The sequence below is a fragment of the Enterococcus sp. AZ140 genome (genome assembly GCF_051714405.1).
GTDB classification, from domain to species: domain Bacteria; phylum Bacillota; class Bacilli; order Lactobacillales; family Enterococcaceae; genus Enterococcus_B; species Enterococcus_B pernyi.
Window position 1 is genome coordinate 1,439,023 of record NZ_JBIORU010000001.1, and the last position, 22,047, is coordinate 1,461,069.

Here is a 22,047-nt window from a genome sequence, read left to right on the forward strand (position 1 = left end):
AAGATATGGAATTATTGGTAAAAGAAACATTAGCATTAGAAGAAAAAAGGGATATACTTTTTCCGCATTATGTTGGTTATACGTTCTTTAAGGAAAGTGATTACCAAGGAAAGGTCACCCATAAAGAGGCAATTTTGGCTTACTTAAATTATACAAGTCGCATAATAAGAACAAATCTTTGGTCATCAAAAAAACGCAAAGAAGCTGGAAAATCTGTTACCCGTGAAATGTATGTAGCGAAATTTCGTGAACTAAATTCTGATTCAATTATATACACAGCAATTGATCCTACTACGTTAAACATAGATGGCTACCCCATTGAAGTCAATGAAGAGATGATGGAAGGCATTGAACTAACTGCGAAGGAATTGTTTATGGATGGCGGGGTATATGAGGAAGCTTTTTTTGATGAATTTTATGGTACAAAGTTATCTAAGACAGACTTTAATCTGGTAAATGAACGTTTCTTTCCTTTAAAAGACAAATTAATCATCTATTCATGGAATTCAGAGTTTACCAATTACTTCAACTATCCTAGAGCATGCATCGGTGCCTATTTATGGAGTATTTACGATACGAATACAAAGAGATTTACAGTCATTGATATTTATTTAGGATATGAATAAATTTTAGAACTTAAAAATTATTTCAATTATGCGCGTGTGGGCTGGGGCGCCTATCTTTGGAGTGTTTATGATCCTAGAACCCAAATCTTTACGATCATCGAGTTTTTTTTAGCAGAACAGGGGTAAGAGGATAACAAACCTATAAGTAGGTTAAACAATTGAATCATTTAGTAAAAGTAAATAATTGGGTAATAAAAACATAGGGAAACCGAAAACTGATTATTATGAAATATATGCAGAGAAATTTCATTCATCGGATTTTGACTCAATTTTCAGTGATTGGTGCTTTATTGACTACATAATAGAAAAGAAATCATCACATAAAAGAAAGGAAAGATCAATTTGAAATTATTAGATGAAGAGACGTATCGATTCCCTTTGACTATGATGGAGAATAATATCCCAATGAAAAATATCCCGATTCTTTTTCTATTCTTTCATGAGAAAGATTACGAGGAAGATAGCAGTCATCAACAAGCAGCAATTCAGCTTGTTAAGTTTGCGAACCAGAAAAAAAGATATCCTATGATTACTTGGAATAAGCAGGAACATTTAGATAACCGAATACAAGAATATACAATAAATCCTACGCGCATGACCGCTCGACGTTTAAGTCACGAGGTTTTTTTCTCAATTTATCGGGAACCTAAAAGACCGTTTCTTTCAAATTATGCTTATGCATTCTTCCAGATGTCTTCAAACTATCTCGGGAAAGTAGAACATTTTATTCAAATGAACGATATTCTTTTTCCAGATAAGGAACAACTGATTATTTATGAGTGGAATAATACTTGGTCAGATTATTTTCATTATGGCAGACAGCATAGAGGGGCTTTTATATGGACGATCTATGATCCTAAAAGAAATAAGTTTACGGTGATCAATGCAAGCATTTTATGAGATTAGGAGAAAAATATAATATGGAGTTTTTACTACAGGAAACAGAAGTATTGAGCCAAAAATTAGAGGAGAAAGCATTATTTACAAGACGTTTAAATTTAGACTTTGTCTACTTTAAAGAGAAGAATTATCGAAATGTGGAGAGTCATCAACAAGCAGCGATTGAATTTATAAAGGTGATGAACGAAAAAAGTCTAGGGTACTCATGTGTTCATTCAACAGAATTACATTGTTTTGATGATTTACCTATTTTTATTAAGGCATTGGCTTATCCCTATGCAGTGAACCCAGAGTTGATGTATGCGAAATCAGTATTGCCCCCTGCCTTTTTCTCTACTAAATGTGAGAATGGTAAATATGAATCTTCCTATGCTTATTCCATACTCTCACAGATATATAAACCTCAGCGAGAAGAGATTTTTTTAAAAGCCAATGAGTATCTATTTCCTATGCAAGACAACCTAATAATCTACCAATGGAACAATGATTGGTCAAATTATTTTTCAATAGGTAGAGAGGAATATGGTGCGTATTTATGGACGATCTATGAGAGGGAAACTGAAAAATTTACGGTGATAGGTGCTTCGATGAGGTACTGAATACTACGTGAAAAATACTATCGAGTACATACAACATTTCTAGTGGAGGGAAAGATGAAATTTTTGGAAAAGGAAACAGATCGATTTGTACTGACTATGGTTGAAAAAAATATCTGGATGAAAGAGCTCGTACTCACTTACGGCTTCTTCCATGAAGAAAATTACAAAGGAGAAGAAAGTCACAAAGAAGCAGCACTTGCCTTTGTGACAGCAATCAATCAAAAGAGAGGACATACAAAAATTGAGTATACGGATAGAGTAAATTTCCCTGTCAATCTGAGAAAAACTTATTCCATCAATCAACTACTGATGCAAGGGTTTATAATCGAAGGAAATGTTTTCTTTTCTACAGCCTATGATTCGGACAAGAAATATACTTCCGATTATGCCACTGCTTTCTTTAAATTATCTTCATCTTATAAAGGAGAGGAGAAAGATTTTATTCAATTGAACAATCATATCTTTGGAAATAGAGCCAAACTGATTATTTATCAATGGAACAATACTAAGGATTCAAAAATACACTGATTACTGTAAATCGTTTTCTTTTTTCATCGTAAATACTCCATAAATAGGCACCGTAACAATCACGCGCACGATTAAAGCGATTGGAGAAGGATGCATCCCACTCGTAGATTTTTAAATGCTCTCTTTCAGGAAAGAATCGTTGATTAAGCACTAAAAAATGTTCTTTACTCACTGTAGTTGTTTGAGTTTCATGGAAAAAGGCTTTTTCATAGGCTCCTCTATTTTTAAATAGACTATCGGGTTTGATTTCTTCTGCCTTCATCATTTTTTTATTTACATAAATTGGGTATGTTTCCCAACCTAAGTAATCAGGATCTCGCTTGATATAGATGAGCGGATTAGCTTTAATTGAACAAAAATATTCGTTAAATTGTTCTATGCTTGTAGGCTTCCCAGTTTTTTCTCTTTGGTCGAATGCCCAATGATTACATTGTACAATTCGATTCGAAAATTCTAGATATCCTAGAATGGCTTGTTGGTGACTGTGAATTCCTTGATTATTATTTTCAATAAAGAAGGCATAATTAACATAAATTGGTATATTTTCACCACTCCAATCCCAACATGCTAGTGTTTCTTTTTCTAATAGTTCCATCTATTTGTCTCCTTTTACTAAGGTTCCAAAAGTATACTGATAACTGTAAAACGGTGCTTTTTCTCATCATAAATACTCCATAAATATGCACCGAAACAATCACGTGCACGATTATAATGATTGGAAAAGGATGTATCCCACTCGTACACTTTTAATTGGGCTCTTTCAGGAAAGAATTGTTGATTGAGAGCTAAAAATTGCTCTTTAGTCACTTTGATTGTTTGAGTTTCATGGAAAAAAGTTTTTTCATAGATTCCTCTATTTTTAAATAGAATATCGGGATTGACTTCTTCTGCCTTCATCATTTTTTTATTGACATAAATTGGGGCTGTTTCCCAACTTAAGTAATCGGGATCTCGATTGATATAAATAAGTGAGGTAGCTTTTATTGAATAGAAATATTCGTTGAATTTCTCTCTGCTGATCGGTATCCCAGTTTTCACTCTGAGGTCTGATGCCCAGCGGTTACATTGCACGATGCGATTTAGAAATTCTAGATATCCTAATACGGCTTGCTGGTGACTATGAATTCCTTGATCATTATTTTCAATAAAGAAGGCATAATTAACATAAATTGGAATATTTTCTCCACTCCTATCCCGGCATGCTAGTGTTTCTTTTTCCAATAACTCCATTTTGTCCTCCGCAAAAAAATCCACTTATTATTCAGATTGAATTTATTAACAATATTACAGTTTTCATGAGCTTGTTTTTTACTTTTATTTCTTAAAAACATAAATTTTTGTTTCGCAGATATGACTTTAAAAAAACAAGATAAATAAATCGGGGGAACTTGTCGATTTCTTTATCATGCGATAATATAAACTTATAAAGATGGTTATTCTACTTGAATATATATAAAATAACTATTAAAAAAATATTAGGTTTTATGTTTAATTTTTTAGAGGTTCGGAGGATGATTATGAAATTTAAGTATACGTTTGGTGGTCCAAAGATAAATAGGTCTTTTTGTAAAGTATAGGAATTATACTTATTGAGTACATACAACATTTCTAGAGGAGGGAAAAATGAAATTTTTAGAAAAGGAAACAAATCGATTTGTTCTGACCATGGTTGAAAAAAATATCTGGATGAAAGATTTAGCAATCAACTATGCGTTTTTCCAAGAAAAGAATAATCAAGGATACGAAAGTCACAAAAAAGCAGCTTTGGCATTTGTTACGTTCCTCAATCAAAGAAGAGGACATGATCAAATTGAGTATACGAATAAACTTGAATTTCCAGTCAATATATTCGCAACCTATTCCATAAACCTCAATTTAATGGAAGCAACAAGAATTCCAGTCGATACTTTTTTTTCTACACATAGCGACTTAGAAGGTCATTATATTTCAGATTATGCCTACGCTTTTTTTAAAATTCCTTTTTTTTATAGAGGAAGTAAGAAAGATTTCATTGAACTGAACAATTACTTGTTTTCCGAGAAGGAAACATTAGTCATTTATCAATGGATCAACACGTGGTCAGATTATTTCGCTTATGGAAAACATTCCGGAAAAGGAGCGTACCTTTGGACGATTTATGATCCAACAAGAAAAAGATTTACGGTATGTGGGGCATCAACATTGAGTTGAATGAGGAGGACAGAATGAAGTTATTAAAAGAAGATACGTATCATTTTAAAAAAAAACTCTATTTAAAAAAATTTCCAATCAATGGACTTTTACTCGATTATGTATTTTTTGAAGAAACAGGTTATCGTGGATACTCCAGTCATCGCAAAGCCGCTCTTGAATTTATCAAAGTAATGAATGAAAAAAGAAATATTCCAGGTCTTCTATATACAGATTTACATTATTTTGATCACTTACCCATACGATGTAGCCCAATTAAGTTGAGTTATGCCGTAAATCCAGAGTTAATGTATGGAAAACAGATGAAGACAGATGTTTTCTTTTCTGTTGAAAAAACAGCTTCTGGAAGCTATTTAAATTGGTATGCACAAACATTTCTTTTCCCACCATATTCATATAGTGGGAACGAAGAAGATTTTATTTCCTTGAATAAATTATTATTCCCTAAGAAAAGTGCGTTGATCATTTATGCTTGGAATAACAATTGGTCGAATTACTTTTCTCCTGGGAGAGAATGGATGGATGCCTTTCTTTGGACGATTTACGATACTGCATCGAATAAACTGACTGTCATAGGATCTTCTATGACAGATTGATTTTAATATTAAAAAAGCACCAATTAAATTTGTAAATAGTCCAATTTAATTGGTGCTTTTTCTACATTAATTATTTAAGAGATTCTATATAGGGATGAGATGTCTTAACATAAAAGTTCCTATTATTTTTTATAAATTTACTTTTCTTTTGGAAACTTACATACCCTTCGTCAATTTGATTATGCTCAATGATTCCTATATTATCTATTTCTTGAAACCCCCAGCCTAAATTTGGCGATAAATTATCTATAGATGTATAAGTTATCATATTATGATTGGGAATGTCATTTATTTTGCCGAGATCTTTATATTTTGAACGATCTTTTTTTCCTGGAATATATCCTTGAGCTCTGGCTGTGGAGAGTCCATAGTTAATTGTTATTATTGCTCCTGAAATATCATGGTAAGTACTCGCCGATTCTAGACCATCCTCAATGATACGATCCATTAGATATGATTTATCTTTTGCGATGTGCCTACCCATAGTATGACCCTTACTACCACCTAAGGCAAAATATTCGTCATAATATAAATCTAACGGAGTATACCAATAATCATCTTCCTCCTCATCATCTTCTGTTAAGGATTCTATAAGATTTGCAATTATTAATGAGGCCGCTAAACTCCACGTTGTGCCCATAGCTCTTTTAACTAAAATATTTTCTGTGCCATCCTCAACTATATCTCCAGTCTCTTCATCCAACACCCCACGTTTTCTATCAATAGTGATTGAATCATCATTTGGTACTGCCTCATCACTATAAGAAAACTCAATCGCTCCAACTAAATGCGATGGAACTGCTTCCTGGGTTTGAGCATAGATGAAGTTTCCAGCACGATCCAATACGACTGCCGCACCGTATAGTGTCGCGATCATTCCAGAAGGGTCAAAGTCTAATCCATTGTTGTTTGGAGCTAAGGCTTCGCTTAAACTTTGGCTGATTTGGCTGGTTCGTTCATCATATGCGACAGCCATTTCTTGGGCAGTTTTAATAGCTAAGGCTTTAGAAGGTTCATTGACGACCCCGAATTCAAATGGTGTGGTTGCTTGGACGTAGTCGAGCAATTGTTCTTTTGTTGTGATCTCTGTTAAGAGCGTAGAGATGCTCGTGTCCAGCTTGACTTGATAGTTGAAAGGTTCTGGGAAATCATAGCCGTAGTAAGAAGAACCGGTGATGTTCAAGATAGCATCATCTGCTCCTCGAACGGATTCGCCATACTGGATGCTTTCTAAAACGAAAAACTCATTCTGGGAGAGAGAATCGGCTAGTGACGTGTTACGTCCGACCACCGCTGCTTGTTCCCGTAGTGTCCAAGGGATGGTGTAGTTGATGTAGCGACGATAAAGTTCAACACGGTCACTGACGCTGAAAGTAAAGATTCCGTGGTCGCTCTCGCCAGTCAAGTACTCACGCATCAACGCATTGCTTGTTACATCTTGTGCGTAGCGGTTTTGTAAGGCTGCGGAGAAATTGTAGGTATTTGTTGTCGAATCGATTCCAGACATTGCAAAAGCGTTCAGTTCATTTTGAGTGGAGGCACTGCTACCGATCGATTCAAATAAGCCACTGTTTGTTTTCGCTAAATCAGCTGTTGCGACGCCTAAAGAGGCACCGAGTTGATAAAAACCGACCCCTAGACCAATCCCTAGCAGAGCGGGGGCAAGAACAGCGGAGGCTGCGGTCGACAGTAAGCCAGCGCTAAGTGTACTACCTGATAAACCAGATGCATAAGCAGACATGCTGATTCCATTAAAAACGTTTAAGGCAACTGCTGCATTTTGTGGTTCTGCGGACGAAGGAATCGCTGAGGTGGTATCGATCGGAACGATGGTTTCGTCAGGTTGGGTGATTTCGCCAGCGATCGCTTCTTGGGCGTGGACATCAAGTGGCAAAGTGGCAAAAGGTGCGAGCAACAGACCAACAAGTAATAGGCGATAAAATTTTTTCATTTTTTACTCCTTTTTATCAAATGACTTGAGTGACTACCAACAGTTCAACTACCAAAAACCTCCTTATTTGTGTCGTAGGTTGCTTAATTATATTTTCCAAAATATAACAACAAACTTCAAGTTTATTTAAAATTATAATTATAAAAAAACTCATTTTTTTATATAGTTATTTTCTTTGCAAATACTAATTATATGTTAAGCCTTGCTGTTCTTTTATCAATGTTTATACCCTTATTTAAAAATAACAGCATGATAATAATAAAAAGATAAATGTTCTTCTTTAGGTGATTATAGTTATTTTTTTGTAACGCTTTTTTCCATTCAACAAAAACATCTTCAATTTTTTCGCTATTCTTTTTGAAAGCCATTTGGTAAACTGTTAAAGAATTCTTATTTTATCAAGAAGAGGAGGGAAAACATGAAAACAGTGATACTTGCTGAAAAGCCTTCTCAAGCAAAAGCGTATGCGGAAACGTTCAAAAAAAGGAAAAAGCAGGAAGGTTATTTTGAAGTCAGCGATCCACTATTCACAGGTGAAGTAACGATCACTTACGGGTTTGGTCATTTAGTGGAAATGGTTCCTCCTGGAGAGTATGAAGAACGCTGGGCTAAGTGGTCATTGCCCAACTTGCCGATATTTCCAGATCAGTTCAAATATACGGTCCCTCCAGAGAAGCGGGCCCAATTTGCGATCGTTAAACGACAATTACAAGCAGCTGATACGATCATTATCGCAACAGATAGTGACCGTGAAGGTGAAGCGATTGCTTGGTCGATCATTCAGCAAGCTAACGCATTTACGAAGCAAAAACAGTACTTTCGCTTATGGATCAATTCATTAGAAAAAGAAGCGATATATCAAGGGTTCAAACAACTGAAACCTGCGGAACAATTTTATCCGAAATATAAAGAAGCCCAAGCTCGTCAACATGCAGATTGGCTGATCGGGATGAATGGCAGTCCACTGTATAGTTTGCTGCTGCAACAAAAAGGAATCTCAGGGAGCTTCTCATTGGGGCGCGTGCAGACGCCAACGCTTTATATGATCTACCAGTTACAAGAAGAAATCAGGAAGTTTAAAAAAGAGCCTTATTTCGAAGGAGAAGCGCAGATCAAAAGTCAACATGGGCAGTTTGTCGGTAAAATCGAGCCGAAGCAAACCTTTAAGACTGCGGACGAATTAGTTGCTGCGATAGAGGCAAAAGGTGCACATTTAGGAAAACAACAAGGAACGATCTTACAAGTAACGAAAAAAGAAAAACAACAAAGTAGTCCACGTTTGTTTTCTTTGTCAAGTTTACAATCGAAAATGAATCAACTGATGAAAGTCAGTGCGAAAGCCACACTTGATGCAGTCCAAGGCTTGTACGAAAGTAAGTTTTTGAGTTATCCTCGAACAGATTCTTTTTACATTACAGAAAGCGAACACCAGTATCTTGTCCAAAATCTTGATCGCTATAAAGCGTTTTTAGGGATCACAGAGGTAGCGACACCTGAAACATTTCCTAAAAAACGATATGTGGATGCAAAAAAAGTCCAAGAGCATCATGCGATCATTCCAACCAAAACGATACCGACGAAGGAACGTTTTGCTAAGCTTTCCCGACTGGAGCAAGCGATCTATTTGCAGGTGATGCGTACAACTTTAGCAATGTTTGCAGAAAATTATCGCTATGAAGAAACCGTGATCCTTACAGGAGTGGAACGATTACGTTTAAAAAGTGTCGGGAAACGTCCGATTGCAGAAGGCTGGCAACAAATCTTGACCGTAAAAAGCAAGAAAAAATCAGATGGTCAGCTTTTGCCTAAAGTTAGTGAACAAGAGGTAGTGACTGTTGATCTGAGAAGCCTTGAGAAAGAGACTCAACCGCCTAAGCCCTACAATGAGGGAACGCTGATCACTGCGATGAAAACCGCAGGAAAGACCTTAGACGATGAAGAAGCGCAAGAGATTCTGAAAGAAGTGGAAGGGATCGGAACGGAAGCTACCCGCGCGAGCATTATTGAAAACTTGAAACAAAGGCACTATATCGAAGTCAATAAAAATGATATTCAAGTGACTGCCAAAGGTATCACTTTGTGTAAAGCAGTAGCAGGAGAATCTTTACTGACAAGCGCTGAGATGACGGCGCGGTGGGAAAGTTATTTGAAAAAAATCGGTGAACGGCAAGGAACGCCGGAAGTCTTTTTAGAAAATATCAAAAAATTTATTCTGCATTTATTAGAAGTCGTCCCAGAACAAGTAAAAACAGTCGACTTGTCGGAAGAGCAAAGCGGATTGATGCAAATCGAAGCAATGGAGAAGAAGAATGACCAAGTCGGGCGTTGTCCCAAATGTAAAAAAGGCATTGTGATGTTGTATCCAAAAATCGCGACATGTACGAACAAGGAATGTGATTTTAAATTATGGCCTACGATTGCTCAGAAGAAATTGACCAAAACAAATCTTAGAGAGTTGCTATCAAAAGGTAAGACTAGTAAAGTGGTCAAAGGATTCACTGGGAAAAAAGGAAAGTTTGATGCTGTCCTTTTTTTGAAAGAAGATTTAACGATCGGCTTTTCATTTCCTTGGATGGAAAAACAAGAGTAGGTATATTTATTCCGAAAAGTTAAAATACCTAAACCAAAAAATACTAAAGTAATCATTGTTAGAGGAGTACTTGTACGTGAAAAAAATCAATTCGCTTTTGAATTATGCGATGGGGTTGTTAACGTTGGTTGCTCTATATCAGGCGGTCATCGCATATCCAGAATACGGAACCAAATTATTAGCTATTACAAAACATCCGACTGGCTACTCACCGACGGTCATTTTGACAACTTTGACCGCAGCAGCCAAGAGTGGCACATACTTGTTGCATACAACGAGTAGTCTACTGAAAAGAAAGAAACAACGGAAACAGTTGCTTTTCGTATTAGCTGCGGCGGGTGTTGTTTATTTCTTACCGGTGATTACGCAATTTATTCAACAGTTCATATAAATAGATAAAAAAAGACGACGATAAGAGAAAAATTTCCTTATTCGCCGTCTTTTTTTAAATCTTTAATATACCAAGCGTCCATCGTCGAGTGTTCAGAACCTGCTAGTGGATCAGCTATCAAGTGAAAGCCGAACTTTTCATACAGTTTACAAGCAGGCTTTAATAAATGCATCGTTTCTAAATAGCATTGACGGTAATGTTGAGTGGCATAAGACAATGCTGTTTCCATCAATTGGTTGGCAATTCCTAAACCTTTTGCTTCTGGGGCTAAGTACAATTTTTGTAATTCACATATCTGCTTTTGCTCGTCGAAAGGTGCGATTCCGATTCCGCCAACTACTTTATTTTCTAATTCCACCACCCAATAAGCAGCACAGGGGAGAGCATGGTAGTAGTCTGTTAAATGGTCTATTTGTGGGTCGAAATAGGCAGTTCCTTCAATCGCTAAATCGAGTGTTTCTAGGGAAGTTTGAATAATTTCTTTGATGATTGGATCATCTTGTGGTTTGATTTCTCGGATCAGCATCGGACAAGGCTCCTTTTCTATCGTGTTTATTTATCGTAATACAAATGAACGGAAGGGTCAATTTACTTTGTACTCAGAGGAACATTCTTTTATCAACATCTCCCTTGACCCATTGCTTGAACTGTGAAATAATAACTTCATAAAAAATTTATGACTTAAGAGCGTTCGCCGGAACGATCTTGTAGGAGTCAGACAAACGAACCGTAGGCTTTAATGGTTCGTTTGCCTGGCTCCTTTTTGTTTTGGGAGGGAATAGGCAGAATGAAAATAGAAAACTTACAGACAGATAGACAAAAAGGATTAACAGAACAAGAAGCAAACGATCGATTAGAATACTACGGTGTAAACTCGATTGACACTCAGTCAACTAAATCTTTTATTGTTTATCTCAAAGAAGCAATGAAAGATATCACGATTTTGATTTTACTTGTTGCCACAGGACTGTCTACGTTTATTGCTTATCAAACGCATCCGGATGATTTTACAGAACCAATCGTTATCTTTTCGATTGTCCTATTAAATCTTTATTTGTCAATACGGCAACAAAAAAGTGCGGAAAAATCAATGGATCAACTGAAAAAAATGAGTACGCCATCTAGCCGTGTCTTGAGAGAAGGTTCCATCAAAGAAATCAACAGCTCTGAGATCGTTCCTGGTGATATTGTACAACTTAAATTGGGTGATCGTGTCCCTGCTGACGCGAAAGTAATTACAAGTACTAATTTCTTTGTTGACGAATCGTTTTTGACTGGAGAAAGTGAACCGAGTGAAAAAGACGCTTCTTATCAACCTACTGATAATGAAGCATTGAGTGATCGTAAAGACCTAGTATTTTCAGGTTCATTGGTTGTGACAGGTAAAGCGACAGTCTTAGTTGAAAAAACTGGCAATGCTACAGAAATCGGAAAAATCTCTCATTTGATCAAGAATGAAGGAACGCATGTCGCACCACTGCAAGTCAAAATGCAAAGACTGGGTAAAGTACTAGGGATAGTCGCAATCACTGCTGGTTTCTTAGCAATTGTAATTGGTTTAGTAAAAGGTTTGAGCCTAGAATCAAGTATCATGACTGCAATTTCAATGGCAGTTGCAGCAATACCAGAAGTATTACCGGTTGTCGTAACCATCTCTTTAGCTGTGGGAATGGGGAATATGGCAATTAAGAAAACCATTGTCCGAACACCTTCAACGGTTGAAACAGTAGGCGGTGTCTCTGTGATTTGTTCAGATAAAACGGGTACGATTACTGAAAATAAAATGACCTTGAAAAAAATCGTTCCTCTAACAGAATTACCTACTCTTATAGACTTCACTAAAGACAAGGAAAAAAATCTACTTTTACTGTTTTATCTTGCGAGTGGTTTTTCTGAGAAAGAAGGAGGGGGCAATCCAACGGAATTAGCGATTCAAAAAGCTGTAAAAGATCGATTTTCGGAGAAAGAATTACAGGAATCTCTTTCTGATTTGAAAAAAATCAAAGAATTGCCCTTTGATTCAAAAAGAAAACGTATGACTGTCGTCTATCGTATGGGTCAAGAATATTTTTCAGTCACAAAAGGAGCATTCGATCGACTACACTTGGTGAATCTAAACGAAGATTACCAAGCGGAACATGATCAACTTGCTGATCAAGCGTACCGTGTATTAGGGGTAGCCTACAAGGTATTTCAACAATCAATCGAAGAATTATCAGAGGAAGAACTAGAGGAGGAGCTGACATTTGTCGGCTTTATCGGCATTATCGATCCAGCGAGGAAAGAAGCAGCAAAAGCAGTGGAAATAGCAAAAAAGCAGGAATCAAAACCGTTATGATCACTGGCGATCATTTATTAACAGCTTCACGTATTGCTAAAGAAGTAGGGATAATGGGAGAAGGAGACCAGGCAATGACAGGGGCGGAACTGAAAAGAATGAGTGACAAACAGTTAGCCGAAACTATCGATAGGTATCGAGTGTTTGCTCGAACGTCACCTGAGGACAAGATACGAATCGTTAAAGCTTTTCAACAAAATGACGAAATTGTCGCCATGACAGGGGACGGAGTGAACGACGCTCCGGCATTAAAAGCAGCGGACGTCGGCATTGCTATGGGGAGTGGAACGGAAGTGGCGAAGGAAGCTTCTGATATGGTTTTAGTAGACGATCATTTTGCAACGATCGTCCAAGCGGTAGATGAGGGGCGAAGAGTGTATCAAAATATCCGTAAATCTCTATATGCCATGTTAGGTTGTAATATTTCAGCTTTAACGATCGTATTGATTTCTTTGATCTTAGGTTGGGGGGCGCCAGTCACAGCGATCCAATTGTTGATCATCAAAGTAGTCGCAGATGGCATCCCTGGTTTTAGTTTAAGTGTCGAACCTGCAGAGGAAAAAAATATGGAAAAACAACCGATCCATAAATACGGTAGCATTTTTTCACGAGGATTGACCTTTAAGATCCTTGAAATCTCTGTCGTGTTTACCGTCGTCACATTATTGGCTATAGTTATTGGTCGTACACAATCAGTAGCGATTGCTGAAACAATGACATTTATTGTCTTAGGGTTATCCACGATCAGCCATATGTATAATTGTCGCAGTGAAGTATCTATTTTACGATTGAAATTTTTGGGCAATCCACTGTTAGTCTTAACTACAGCAATTGGTGCATTGATCATTGTCTTATTAGTGACAATCCCTCTGACACAACATATCTTTGGATTTGTTACGATTGGACTTTCCAACTGGCTATGGGTTCTTGGTTTATCTTTTATTCCAGTAGCCTATATCGAAGTGAAAAAATGGACACATCTGTTTTAAAGAATTACCTGAAGGATTTTCTCTTAGTTAAGTTTAATTATGTTCGTCTGTCGTTTATTTTTCCCGAAGCTACGGACGAACTTTTCTTAAAATGACTTAAAAAAGCGCAAATGATCAAAATAAATACAGATAACAAAAAAACTAGAGAATTATGGGAATTTACGATTAGTGAGAGAGGTTAGAACAAGGAATTATGAAGGTAATCATTTTTCATTTATTCTAGTTTACATAATATATATTATACAAAGTAGATTCAAATGAAGTATGAACCGTTATCAACCAGAATTAATCCGAATTTTACCACGAAAACGATTTTTGACTCTTTTGCAAAATTTTAAAATTATTTTGCACTTGATTTGTTTATTTTCTCTTATTAGTTACCAACCATCTGTTTACAGAAAACTTAAATTTTAAATCTATATTCCTACAATCTACAAAATATCAGATTGACATTCTTGCATCAGATTTAAGTTGGTCTCAAGAATTTTTTATGACTTCGTCAATTTATGTATTTATCATCAACTAATCTATATCAGCCATTCTAATAGTATGTTTTACTAATTCTATATGTTTATTCATGAATCGTATCTTAACGATCAATTTAACGATCTTTTTCTATTATTATTACTTTAAATAACTTAGCTATTTAAGTTCCTTATTTTCCTCGAAAATCACTTTTTTGGTTCTCTTAGGCCAAGTTTAATGTGATATGTTATCTATAGAATAATAACTGAGGTGATAAAAAATGAAAATTGTCAAACTAGAGAAAGAAAAAATCAAACAGTACATATTAAATGAAGCCAATGAACAAGATATGATTGAAATGATCGAGTTGATGCGTGCAAAGAAAGCGATTTTAGACTTAGAAAAAATCGCAATGGAGAAGAAGAAAATCGTTGATAAATTCAACAAATTGTAAGAGTCTAAGCCCTATAGCCTCTTTTTTCTCTATCTACGAATGCCCTCTTCTCCGTTCAAATGTTCTTATAATTCACTAAAAACGGATCACAGAAATATGATAAAAAATAATCCCGATAAATACTCCAAATAGAATATGTAAAACAACAGCAAAAACTAACGGAACAACCTTGGCTCCTTTTTTATCCCAGCTGTACTTTGCTTTCTTATTCTTCCATAGTAAAGAGATAAGTAATAAACTGAGAATCACGATCCATAATAGAAACGCAATACCAACTAAAGGCATTATTTTTTCATTAATAATAGCTATACCCATAAATGCTCCTTTCTTTTCTATATACTCTTCTATCATCAAAAAAAACGGGAACAATCGGAAATAATTTTTTTGCTATCCCGATTGTTCCCGTTTTTTGTTCATTTCATTGCTGATGTTAGCGTACAGTATCAAGTACGGCTTTTAATTCACTGACTGATTGATGGAACATTGCTTTTTCTTGAGGTGTGATCGATAGATCAATGATTTCTCTTACCCCATTTTCATCAACGATCGATGGCACACCAGTAAAGATATCTTCTTCACCATACTCACCATTTAAGTAAGCTGAAACTGGTAGTACAGCTTGTTCATTATTTAGAATGGCTTTGACGATTCGAGTCGTACTCATACCAATACCGTAATAAGTTGCTTTTTTACGGTCAATGATTTCATAAGCTGCATTTTTTACTTTATCAGCAAGTACTGTTAAATCATTTTCTTCTAAACGATGATCTTTCTCAACGTATTCCATGATTGGTTTACCACCGACTGTAGTATGTGACCAAGCAGCTACTTCTGAATCCCCATGCTCACCTAAGATATAACCATGTACGCTACGTGGATCAACTGCAAGTTTCAAAGCAATTTCTTTTCTGAAACGAGTTGTATCTAAAGTTGTTCCAGTTCCTACCACTCTTGAAGTTGGTAAGCCGGATTCTTGCCATGTTAAGTAAGTTAAAATATCGACTGGGTTTGAAGCAACCACGAAGATACCATCAAAACCTGAAGCCATGACTTCTTTAACGATTTGACGAGTGATTGCTGCATTTGTTTTCACTAGATCTAAGCGAGTTTGACCAGGTTTTTGGTTCACGCCAGCAGTTAAGATCACTAGATTTGCATCTTTACATTCTTCATACGTGCCAGACCATACGGAAACGTTCTTTTCGCCCCATGCCATTCCATCTAGTAAGTCTAAAGCTTCTCCTTCTGCTTTTTCTTGGTTGACATCGATTAAGACAAGTTCATTGGCAACACCTTGATTGATCATCGCATAAGCAATACTTGTACCGACAAATCCTGTACCTACGATTACAACTTTACGACTTGTTTTTTTCATGTCTAACACACCTTTCATCCGTTCTTTGTTATTTTCATGAAAATTATAAATCGGTTGCTATCATTTTTCAATAATATAGAAATTATATATACTATAATAATTTTTTATAGAAAATCAATAACGTCCATAGTCGGATTGTGTTCTTCTCACTCTTGGTATTTCTTTACGACAAGTGGGCAAGCCTTTAATTGATAGATCATTTGTTTTTACTAAAGCAGTCATTTGCGGTGAAAGTTTTGTTACTTTAGATCGTAAAGACATAGGTTCAGGTTTTGTTGATTGATAAGCTTGATGATCATCAGGTAAAGAATTGGTACTGGATTGTCGTGAGAGATAGCTAAAATTAGGATCTCCTTCCAAACGAGTAGGAGAAATTTTTAGTTGTAGATCTTCGACATAAATTCTTGAAGAAGGTTTTTTATAGAGTGGATCCCCAAGTTTAGGTATCCAGTTTTTTCTTCTTTCACTGCGCTTGAGCTTGTTAGTTAACCGCTCCATTTCATTCTCACCAGTATATTTAGGATAGTTTGCAGCATGATAAGTCGAATAGATAGCTTCGTTGATTCGTTGGAATAGCATTTCCCGATATGTATTTGTATTGAATAATCGATGAAACTGATACAGTATAAAATCCCTCAATCTTCTTGCTCCTCATTCTGGTGCCATGGCTCAAAGACATCTCTTTGTCTACTTGCTCGGGCCTTTTCTTTTTCTATATTGCTCTTCACTCTTTCTTCTTGGACTTTATAAGAAGCCGCAACTTCTTTTTTAAAGTGTCTGCGATCTTTACGAGTCACTCTTTTAATATATTTGAATATTTGCCAAATAATTACGACAAGTAAGTAAACCGTAAAAAAGCCAGAAAAACCAAACTGAATAATAAACGACATAAGAAAAGCAGCAAGCTTACCTGCTTGACTAGCTGATGGAAAATTTTCCTGCTGTTGCGCAATAAATGTTAAAACCCAGTACATGCCCATTTTCTTTTTCCCCCTACTCCTCTTTGTTCCAGTGATTACTTACTCTTTTTATATCGACTTTTGGCGAGTGCTTGTTTAGATGGTTTCCCCATTTTAGGTTGTGCAACCATTTTTACAGAAATAAAAACACATAAAACAATAACAAAACTTGTGATACCAATGATCATAGATGTGTTATTGATAAAATATTTTGTCAATAATTGAATGATGTCTGTTTGACCAACCACTATGTTTCACCTCCTTTAGACATACAATAAGCAATCATAGTTTATAATGAAAGGCTGGTCCGAAAAAAACTTTTTTTGACTTATTTTGAAAAAATAGAAAAGAACTTGCATCCGTAAGCCTTCAACATGGCTCATGTGGATACAAGTTCTTTTTTTGATTACTTATTCTTTGTGTTTCCTTTTAAAAGCGTCAAATTTTTCTTTCGCTTCTTCTACCACTTCATCTAGTTCTTCCTTCAAATGATGTTTCTTTGTAGGATGCTCAGACTCTTCTTCCACAGCATTTGAACCAGACATCGCGACTTCTTTTTCTTCACCGGAGTTGGTCCCAGCTAACGCCTCTTCTTTATTTGTTGTTTCACCTGAATTAGTTCCGGCTAACGCAACTTCATCATCTGTTTTAGGCGCCATTGACCCTCTTAAGCGTTTTTCTTTTTCTCCATCATAATTTGTCATGTTCTCGTCCTCCTTGTTGCTCTGTCTCTATCCTACAACAAGAATAAAATAACTGTCAAAACATAAAGGCGTATTCATTCGTATTAATTGTCTTTCCTTAGAATTTTCACTTCGTAAGGTGCAAACGTTAGTATACCAGTGAGCGTTTGATTTGTTTCGATAGCCAAGTGAGGATCAAGTAACTCAAGTTGTTGCATCTCTTCAGAAAAATTCATTAGAAAGTAATAGCTCTGTTTCCCATCTGTTCGCGATTGAATCGATACTTTTGGATGTGATGCCTTAATGATTCCTTGTTGCAATTGTAATGATTCGATGATTGGTTGATAAAATACTTCTAAAAAGTCCAGATCGGTACGGGCCGCTAAATAATAAGCAGTCCCTTTCCCTAAGCGATTTTCAACTAAAGCTGGTGTACCAGTATAAAAGTCCTTTTGGTAAGTAGCCCTCACCTTCCCTGTCGTTTCTTTGACGATACCACAGTAGTCTTTTGTTTGATACGTTTGTTCCTTGTAAAGGATTTGATTGTATTCACCTGGATAAAGCGTATCAAGCTCTTTTGGCAAGACACCAAAAAGTGTTTGCAATACTTGTGGCCATTCTCCAAGATGTAACCGATCGTGTTCATTGACCATTCCGGTAAAATAGCTACCAATCAACGTACCACCATTTTTGACATACTCTGAGAGTGCAACCATTGTTTCTTCCCGCATCAAATAGAGCATTGGTGCAACGACTAAAGCATAATTAGAGAAGTCTTGATTTGGCGTCAAAATATCAACAGCGATATCTCTTTCCCAAAAGAATCGGTAATGTTCTTGAAGTGTTTGGATATAACGACGAGTTGGACGACCAAAACCACCGCCTCTCTTTAATGCCCAATTGCTTTCCCAGTCAAATAAAATAGCGACTTTTGCCTCTGTTTGTGTGCCTTTGATCGAAGATAAAGTGTCTACTCGTTTTCCGTAAGCCGCTACTTCTTGGAAGACTCGATTGTTTTCTGAATTGTCATGTTCGACCACCGCCCCGTGGAATTTTTCGGAATTCCCTAGTGATTGCCGCCATTGAAAATAGAGTGTGCTATCTGACCCATGTGCCAGTTGTTGCATCCCACTGAGCAGATGCATCCCTGGCTTCTTCGCCTTGTTGAATGCGTGCCAATTCACGTAACTAGGCGTCGATTCCATCACGAGAAACGGTTGTTTCTTCAATGAACGATATTGATCGTGGACGTAAGCTGATTTCATGGCGGTCACATGTAAGGATTCGTATGGGTTATGCCAGTCGGGGTAGCTATCCCAACTGACGATATCTACAACTTCAGCAAATCGGGAATAATCAAGTCCTTCCAGGGGAATAAAGTCATGTTGATCATGGCCTTCTGCCATAAAATTAGTCGTTACTGGGATTGCTGGTGTGAGTTCTCTGATCGGTTCGATTTCATGTAAAAAGAAATCGATCGTCCGATCAGTCACAAATCGTTTCCAGTCTAAGTCCATGCCATGTACTTTATGTTCTCCAAGAGGCGAAGGTGGTACAACTTGTGACCAACTGGAATAATCATTGCTCCAAAATGTCATCCACCAAGCGTCATTCACCGCTTCTAAGGTTTGATATTTCGCTTTGACCCACTCACGCCATTTGGCTGCACAAAGTGGACAGTAGCATTCTCCTGAGTATTCATTACTGATATGCCACAGCAATAATGCCGGATGGTCACCATATCGTTCAGCTAAACGCCGATTGATTTGCTGGACTTTCTCCCGATAAATTGGGGATGTGTAGCAATGGTTATGGCGAAAACCATGATGATGCTTTTGTCCTTTTGCATTCGTTCGATTCACCTCTGGATATTTTTCACTCAGCCATTGCGGTCGTCCGCCACTTGGTGTGGCCAAGATCACACGCCCTTGACGTTTGTGCATCTCTTCAAACACTTTATCCAACCAGTCAAAGTGATAAACCCCTTCTTCTGGTTCTAATGTACTCCATGAAAAGATCCCGACAGTTACAGTATTGACATGTGCTTTATCCATCAACTCAAAATCTTTTTTCAATACTTCAGGGTGATTCAACCATTGTTCCGGATTATAATCCCCACCATGGAGTAAACGTGTGTCATTATATGTCTTCACTTCATTTCCCTCCTTTCTACCAGATGATAGATGAATGATTGACAGTCTCCTGCAAGTTGGTAAGTGGTATGGTTGGCTCCATTGAACAAACGTGGTTTTTTCAGACCGACATTCATCAGGAAATGACCGCTAATCGTTTCTTTTTCATTGATTTGATAATAACTATCCTTATTCAGGCATTCTGGAAGTGGTAAATATGCCTGTGCAGCTGGATTTGCACGTCCTAATTTTTGATAAAAACCAATGATTGCTTCTGACCGATCGTGACTAAACACACCCCAACAAATTTCATTATCATACGGATGATTTGGCAAGATCTGGAGAAATTCACCGTGAGTCAGCAACTGACGATGGGCTTTGTAAAAAGTGATCCGGCTACTGATCTGTTGTTTTTCTGCTTCTGTCAAAGTCAATAGGTCTAATTCATAGCCTAAAGGCCCAAACATGGCTACATCTTGGCGGAATGATAAAGAAGTCTCACGTAATACTTGATGATTCGGAGAAGCAGAGACATGATTACTAAAGCTAGAAATGGGGTATCCTGCTAATGTTCCGCTAAGAATACTTAATCGTTCCAACCCATCACTGGTATCACTAGGCCAGATTTGTGGACTATAAAATAGGATACCTAAATCATATCTCCCTCCCCCGCCAGCACAACCTTCAATCAAAAGATCAGGATAGCTGGTCAATAATTTACCGTAAAGCGTGTAGACGCCTTGGACATAGCGATGGAAAAACTCCTGTTGATGCATCCCTTGTTTTTCTAAATAAGCGGAATAGGCTTCAGTGATATTGCGGTTCATATCCCATTTGATATAAGTTAAATTTGTTTCTTCGATGATCTTTGCCATTTGCTCATAGATTCCTTCAACAACCGCCGGATTCGCAAAATCAAGCACATATTGTCCACGTCCCACCGAGATACGTGAATAGGGATGTTTCACCACCCAATCTGGATGTTTTTCCAATAACTGACTATCAGGAGAGATCATTTCAGGCTCGAACCACATGCCGAATTGAAGACCCATGTTTTTGAGCTTTGTTGCAAAGGAAGCCAAACCGTGTGGGAATTTTTGCTTATCAGGCGTCCAGTCACCTAATGAGGAACGATCATTGTTTCGTTTGCCGAACCAGCCATCATCTAAGACAAAACATTCCATCCCTAATTCTTTTCCAATGGTCGCAAGGGACAAGAGTTTTTCCTCAGTAAAATCGAAATACGTTGCTTCCCAGTTGTTGAAGACGATTGGTCGTGGCGTGTCTTGCCATTGACGATCAATCAGGTAGTTTTCGATAAAATGTGTCAATTGTTTGGCAAGACCATTCGTACCTGCAGCGCTATACATCAAGACTGCTTCGGGTGTCGTAAAGCTTTCCTTAGGCGCTAATGTCCAAGTAAATTGTGTCGGATGGATACCGATCATCACTCGCGTTTTGTCCCATTCATCCACTTCTGCTTGAGCGAGAAAATTACCGGAATAAACGAGATTCATTCCATAGACCTCTCCTTGATCGAGCGTCGAGTTTTGATGTTCTAGCCGGATAAAGGGATTATGCTGATGGCTACTTGCACCTTTTAGTGAGCCAATCGCTACGACTCCTTGTTCAAGCGGCCGTTTCTTTTCATGCCGTTCTTTTAACCAAGCACCTGAAAAATGAGTGAAATCATACGCTTTGGTGGAAAGATTCAAGACGCCTGAAAGCATGCGATGGATCTGTAAATCTGCCTCAGATTGATTGATCAGCGTCTGACTTTGTACAATGGCGGTGGAATCGTAAAATAAGGTGTAATGAAGTATTAGTTCTAACTGACGTTCCTGATCCACTAATCGCAATGAGAGGGTTTCTGTTTCTTCCTCATTGCCATAAGTGGTCGGACAATTCAAGTTTCTTGTCTTGCCTTTTTTTGTCGTTGCTTCAACAAAGCGAAAATCTGTGTAGTAAGGCGTTTGGTTACTTGAAAGTTCGATCGCGCCTTCTTTAAAATCAGAAGAACCATACACAGGATATGCTTGTGGATGATCAGTTAACGTAAAATTCGGGTCATCTTCAAAAAACTTGACTGTTCCAGCAGATTTATTTTGATCTGTGACCAAGTAGTCGATTTCTTCAACAGATAAGCCATGTAAAGGTTTCCCGTAATAGATTTGCTCGATCTGTCCATTTTGCATGACATGGAGAATAAAGCTAACTTGCGAATTATTGATGTGAAATATGCGGTTATTTAATTGTTCAATCATGGAAGGCAACACCTCTT

Annotated in this window: 21 protein-coding genes and 1 pseudogene; 10 read left to right on the top strand and 12 right to left on the bottom strand. The window is 37.2% G+C overall.

Annotated features, from left to right (window positions below; all coding sequences use genetic code 11):
• Positions 1 to 5: 5 nt before the first annotated feature.
• The 4 genes from IGJ39_RS06730 (at position 6) to IGJ39_RS06745 (ending at position 2,653) form a co-directional block, all read left to right on the top strand.
• Positions 6 to 626 carry a hypothetical protein gene (locus IGJ39_RS06730; RefSeq protein WP_019722820.1) on the top strand — a complete coding sequence of 207 codons (621 nt, stop codon included), beginning with the start codon at positions 6 to 8 and terminating at the stop codon, positions 624 to 626.
• Positions 627 to 968: 342 nt separating this feature from the next.
• A complete protein-coding gene (locus tag IGJ39_RS06735) occupies positions 969 to 1,526 on the top strand; it encodes a hypothetical protein (protein WP_019722819.1) in 558 nt (185 codons plus the stop codon).
• A gap of 20 nt (positions 1,527 to 1,546) precedes the next feature.
• Positions 1,547 to 2,125 carry a hypothetical protein gene (locus IGJ39_RS06740; RefSeq protein ID WP_019722818.1) on the top strand — a complete coding sequence of 193 codons (579 nt, stop codon included), beginning with the start codon at positions 1,547 to 1,549 and terminating at the stop codon, positions 2,123 to 2,125.
• Positions 2,126 to 2,179: 54 nt separating this feature from the next.
• Complete coding sequence (locus IGJ39_RS06745) at positions 2,180 to 2,653, top strand: hypothetical protein (RefSeq protein ID WP_019722817.1); 474 nt, start codon at positions 2,180 to 2,182, stop codon at positions 2,651 to 2,653.
• Here IGJ39_RS06745 and IGJ39_RS06750 read toward each other — a convergent pair.
• The gene (locus IGJ39_RS06750; protein WP_019722816.1) at positions 2,631 to 3,248 is read right to left on the bottom strand and encodes a hypothetical protein; all 618 of its coding nucleotides are present in this window, start codon (positions 3,246 to 3,248) and stop codon (positions 2,631 to 2,633) included. The genes IGJ39_RS06745 and IGJ39_RS06750 overlap by 23 nt on opposite strands.
• A gap of 17 nt (positions 3,249 to 3,265) precedes the next feature.
• A complete protein-coding gene (locus tag IGJ39_RS06755) occupies positions 3,266 to 3,883 on the bottom strand; it encodes a hypothetical protein (RefSeq protein WP_019722815.1) in 618 nt (205 codons plus the stop codon).
• Positions 3,884 to 4,276: 393 nt separating this feature from the next.
• Between IGJ39_RS06755 and IGJ39_RS06760 the strand changes: the two genes are divergently transcribed.
• Positions 4,277 to 4,843, top strand: a complete 567-nt coding sequence (locus IGJ39_RS06760; protein WP_019722814.1) for a hypothetical protein — start codon at positions 4,277 to 4,279, stop codon at positions 4,841 to 4,843.
• A gap of 14 nt (positions 4,844 to 4,857) precedes the next feature.
• Positions 4,858 to 5,439: a hypothetical protein gene (locus IGJ39_RS06765; RefSeq protein WP_019722813.1), complete on the top strand. Its 582-nt coding sequence runs from the start codon at positions 4,858 to 4,860 to the stop codon at positions 5,437 to 5,439.
• Between the two features lie 70 nt (positions 5,440 to 5,509).
• Here the strand turns inward: IGJ39_RS06765 and IGJ39_RS06770 are convergent, their stop codons facing one another.
• On the bottom strand, positions 5,510 to 7,390 hold the full coding sequence (locus tag IGJ39_RS06770) for an RNase A-like domain-containing protein (protein ID WP_195339267.1): 1,881 nt from the start codon (positions 7,388 to 7,390) through the stop codon (positions 5,510 to 5,512).
• 418 nt (positions 7,391 to 7,808) lie between these two features.
• On the opposite strand from IGJ39_RS06770, the gene IGJ39_RS06775 reads away from it, so the two are divergent.
• Entirely contained in the window at positions 7,809 to 9,980 is a 2,172-nt protein-coding gene (locus IGJ39_RS06775; protein WP_195339268.1) for a type IA DNA topoisomerase, read from the top strand.
• A 76-nt stretch (positions 9,981 to 10,056) separates the two neighbouring features.
• The gene (locus tag IGJ39_RS06780; RefSeq protein ID WP_010735484.1) at positions 10,057 to 10,371 is read left to right on the top strand and encodes a hypothetical protein; all 315 of its coding nucleotides are present in this window, start codon (positions 10,057 to 10,059) and stop codon (positions 10,369 to 10,371) included.
• A 37-nt stretch (positions 10,372 to 10,408) separates the two neighbouring features.
• On the opposite strand, the gene IGJ39_RS06785 is transcribed toward IGJ39_RS06780, so the two are convergent.
• Positions 10,409 to 10,897 carry a GNAT family N-acetyltransferase gene (locus IGJ39_RS06785; protein ID WP_019723858.1) on the bottom strand — a complete coding sequence of 163 codons (489 nt, stop codon included), beginning with the start codon at positions 10,895 to 10,897 and terminating at the stop codon, positions 10,409 to 10,411.
• Between the two features lie 261 nt (positions 10,898 to 11,158).
• Here IGJ39_RS06785 and IGJ39_RS06790 point away from each other — a divergent pair.
• Both IGJ39_RS06790 and IGJ39_RS06795 read left to right on the top strand, forming a co-directional pair.
• Positions 11,159 to 13,698 (top strand): annotated as a pseudogene (locus IGJ39_RS06790) (cation-translocating P-type ATPase).
• A gap of 745 nt (positions 13,699 to 14,443) precedes the next feature.
• Positions 14,444 to 14,617 (top strand): hypothetical protein, encoded by a 174-nt coding sequence (locus tag IGJ39_RS06795; RefSeq protein WP_010735481.1) that lies wholly within the window; start codon positions 14,444 to 14,446, stop codon positions 14,615 to 14,617.
• Between the two features lie 75 nt (positions 14,618 to 14,692).
• Here IGJ39_RS06795 and IGJ39_RS06800 read toward each other — a convergent pair whose 3' ends face one another.
• From IGJ39_RS06800 to IGJ39_RS06835, 8 genes are all read right to left on the bottom strand, one after another.
• A complete protein-coding gene (locus IGJ39_RS06800) occupies positions 14,693 to 14,968 on the bottom strand; it encodes a hypothetical protein (protein ID WP_019724663.1) in 276 nt (91 codons plus the stop codon).
• Between the two features lie 79 nt (positions 14,969 to 15,047).
• A complete protein-coding gene (locus tag IGJ39_RS06805; protein ID WP_438764347.1) occupies positions 15,048 to 15,992 on the bottom strand; it encodes an L-lactate dehydrogenase in 945 nt (314 codons plus the stop codon).
• A 114-nt stretch (positions 15,993 to 16,106) separates the two neighbouring features.
• The gene (locus IGJ39_RS06810; protein ID WP_195273474.1) at positions 16,107 to 16,631 is read right to left on the bottom strand and encodes a hypothetical protein; all 525 of its coding nucleotides are present in this window, start codon (positions 16,629 to 16,631) and stop codon (positions 16,107 to 16,109) included.
• Positions 16,628 to 16,972 carry a hypothetical protein gene (locus IGJ39_RS06815; RefSeq protein WP_065095801.1) on the bottom strand — a complete coding sequence of 115 codons (345 nt, stop codon included), beginning with the start codon at positions 16,970 to 16,972 and terminating at the stop codon, positions 16,628 to 16,630. The genes IGJ39_RS06810 and IGJ39_RS06815 overlap by 4 nt, the downstream gene beginning before the upstream one ends.
• A 35-nt stretch (positions 16,973 to 17,007) precedes the next feature.
• Positions 17,008 to 17,199 carry a hypothetical protein gene (locus IGJ39_RS06820; RefSeq protein ID WP_065095802.1) on the bottom strand — a complete coding sequence of 64 codons (192 nt, stop codon included), beginning with the start codon at positions 17,197 to 17,199 and terminating at the stop codon, positions 17,008 to 17,010.
• Positions 17,200 to 17,361: 162 nt separating this feature from the next.
• Positions 17,362 to 17,655 carry an rRNA processing protein gene (locus IGJ39_RS06825; RefSeq protein WP_065095803.1) on the bottom strand — a complete coding sequence of 98 codons (294 nt, stop codon included), beginning with the start codon at positions 17,653 to 17,655 and terminating at the stop codon, positions 17,362 to 17,364.
• Positions 17,656 to 17,738: 83 nt separating this feature from the next.
• A complete protein-coding gene (locus IGJ39_RS06830; RefSeq protein WP_195273476.1) occupies positions 17,739 to 19,787 on the bottom strand; it encodes a beta-galactosidase in 2,049 nt (682 codons plus the stop codon).
• Positions 19,784 to 22,030 (bottom strand): alpha-galactosidase, encoded by a 2,247-nt coding sequence (locus IGJ39_RS06835; protein ID WP_195273478.1) that lies wholly within the window; start codon positions 22,028 to 22,030, stop codon positions 19,784 to 19,786. Before IGJ39_RS06835 ends, IGJ39_RS06830 begins: the two co-directional genes overlap by 4 nt.
• Positions 22,031 to 22,047 lie beyond the last annotated feature (17 nt).

Excerpts from the sequence above, each read along its gene's own strand:
- IGJ39_RS06805 (WP_438764347.1), bottom strand. The coding sequence starts at position 15,992 with ATGAAAAAAACAAGTCGTAAAGTTGTAATCGTAGGTACAGGATTTGTC.
- IGJ39_RS06800 (WP_019724663.1), bottom strand. The coding sequence starts at position 14,968 with ATGATAGAAGAGTATATAGAAAAGAAAGGAGCATTTATGGGTATAGCT.
- IGJ39_RS06740 (WP_019722818.1), top strand. The coding sequence starts at position 1,547 with ATGGAGTTTTTACTACAGGAAACAGAAGTATTGAGCCAAAAATTAGAG.
- IGJ39_RS06795 (WP_010735481.1), top strand. The coding sequence starts at position 14,444 with ATGAAAATTGTCAAACTAGAGAAAGAAAAAATCAAACAGTACATATTA.
- IGJ39_RS06785 (WP_019723858.1), bottom strand. The coding sequence starts at position 10,897 with ATGCTGATCCGAGAAATCAAACCACAAGATGATCCAATCATCAAAGAA.
- IGJ39_RS06730 (WP_019722820.1), top strand. The coding sequence starts at position 6 with ATGGAATTATTGGTAAAAGAAACATTAGCATTAGAAGAAAAAAGGGAT.
- IGJ39_RS06765 (WP_019722813.1), top strand. The coding sequence starts at position 4,858 with ATGAAGTTATTAAAAGAAGATACGTATCATTTTAAAAAAAAACTCTAT.
- IGJ39_RS06760 (WP_019722814.1), top strand. The coding sequence starts at position 4,277 with ATGAAATTTTTAGAAAAGGAAACAAATCGATTTGTTCTGACCATGGTT.
- IGJ39_RS06825 (WP_065095803.1), bottom strand. The coding sequence starts at position 17,655 with ATGACAAATTATGATGGAGAAAAAGAAAAACGCTTAAGAGGGTCAATG.
- IGJ39_RS06750 (WP_019722816.1), bottom strand. The coding sequence starts at position 3,248 with ATGGAACTATTAGAAAAAGAAACACTAGCATGTTGGGATTGGAGTGGT.
- IGJ39_RS06775 (WP_195339268.1), top strand. The coding sequence starts at position 7,809 with ATGAAAACAGTGATACTTGCTGAAAAGCCTTCTCAAGCAAAAGCGTAT.
- IGJ39_RS06745 (WP_019722817.1), top strand. The coding sequence starts at position 2,180 with ATGAAATTTTTGGAAAAGGAAACAGATCGATTTGTACTGACTATGGTT.
- IGJ39_RS06755 (WP_019722815.1), bottom strand. The coding sequence starts at position 3,883 with ATGGAGTTATTGGAAAAAGAAACACTAGCATGCCGGGATAGGAGTGGA.
- IGJ39_RS06835 (WP_195273478.1), bottom strand. The coding sequence starts at position 22,030 with ATGATTGAACAATTAAATAACCGCATATTTCACATCAATAATTCGCAA.
- IGJ39_RS06770 (WP_195339267.1), bottom strand. The coding sequence starts at position 7,390 with ATGAAAAAATTTTATCGCCTATTACTTGTTGGTCTGTTGCTCGCACCT.
- IGJ39_RS06815 (WP_065095801.1), bottom strand. The coding sequence starts at position 16,972 with ATGGGCATGTACTGGGTTTTAACATTTATTGCGCAACAGCAGGAAAAT.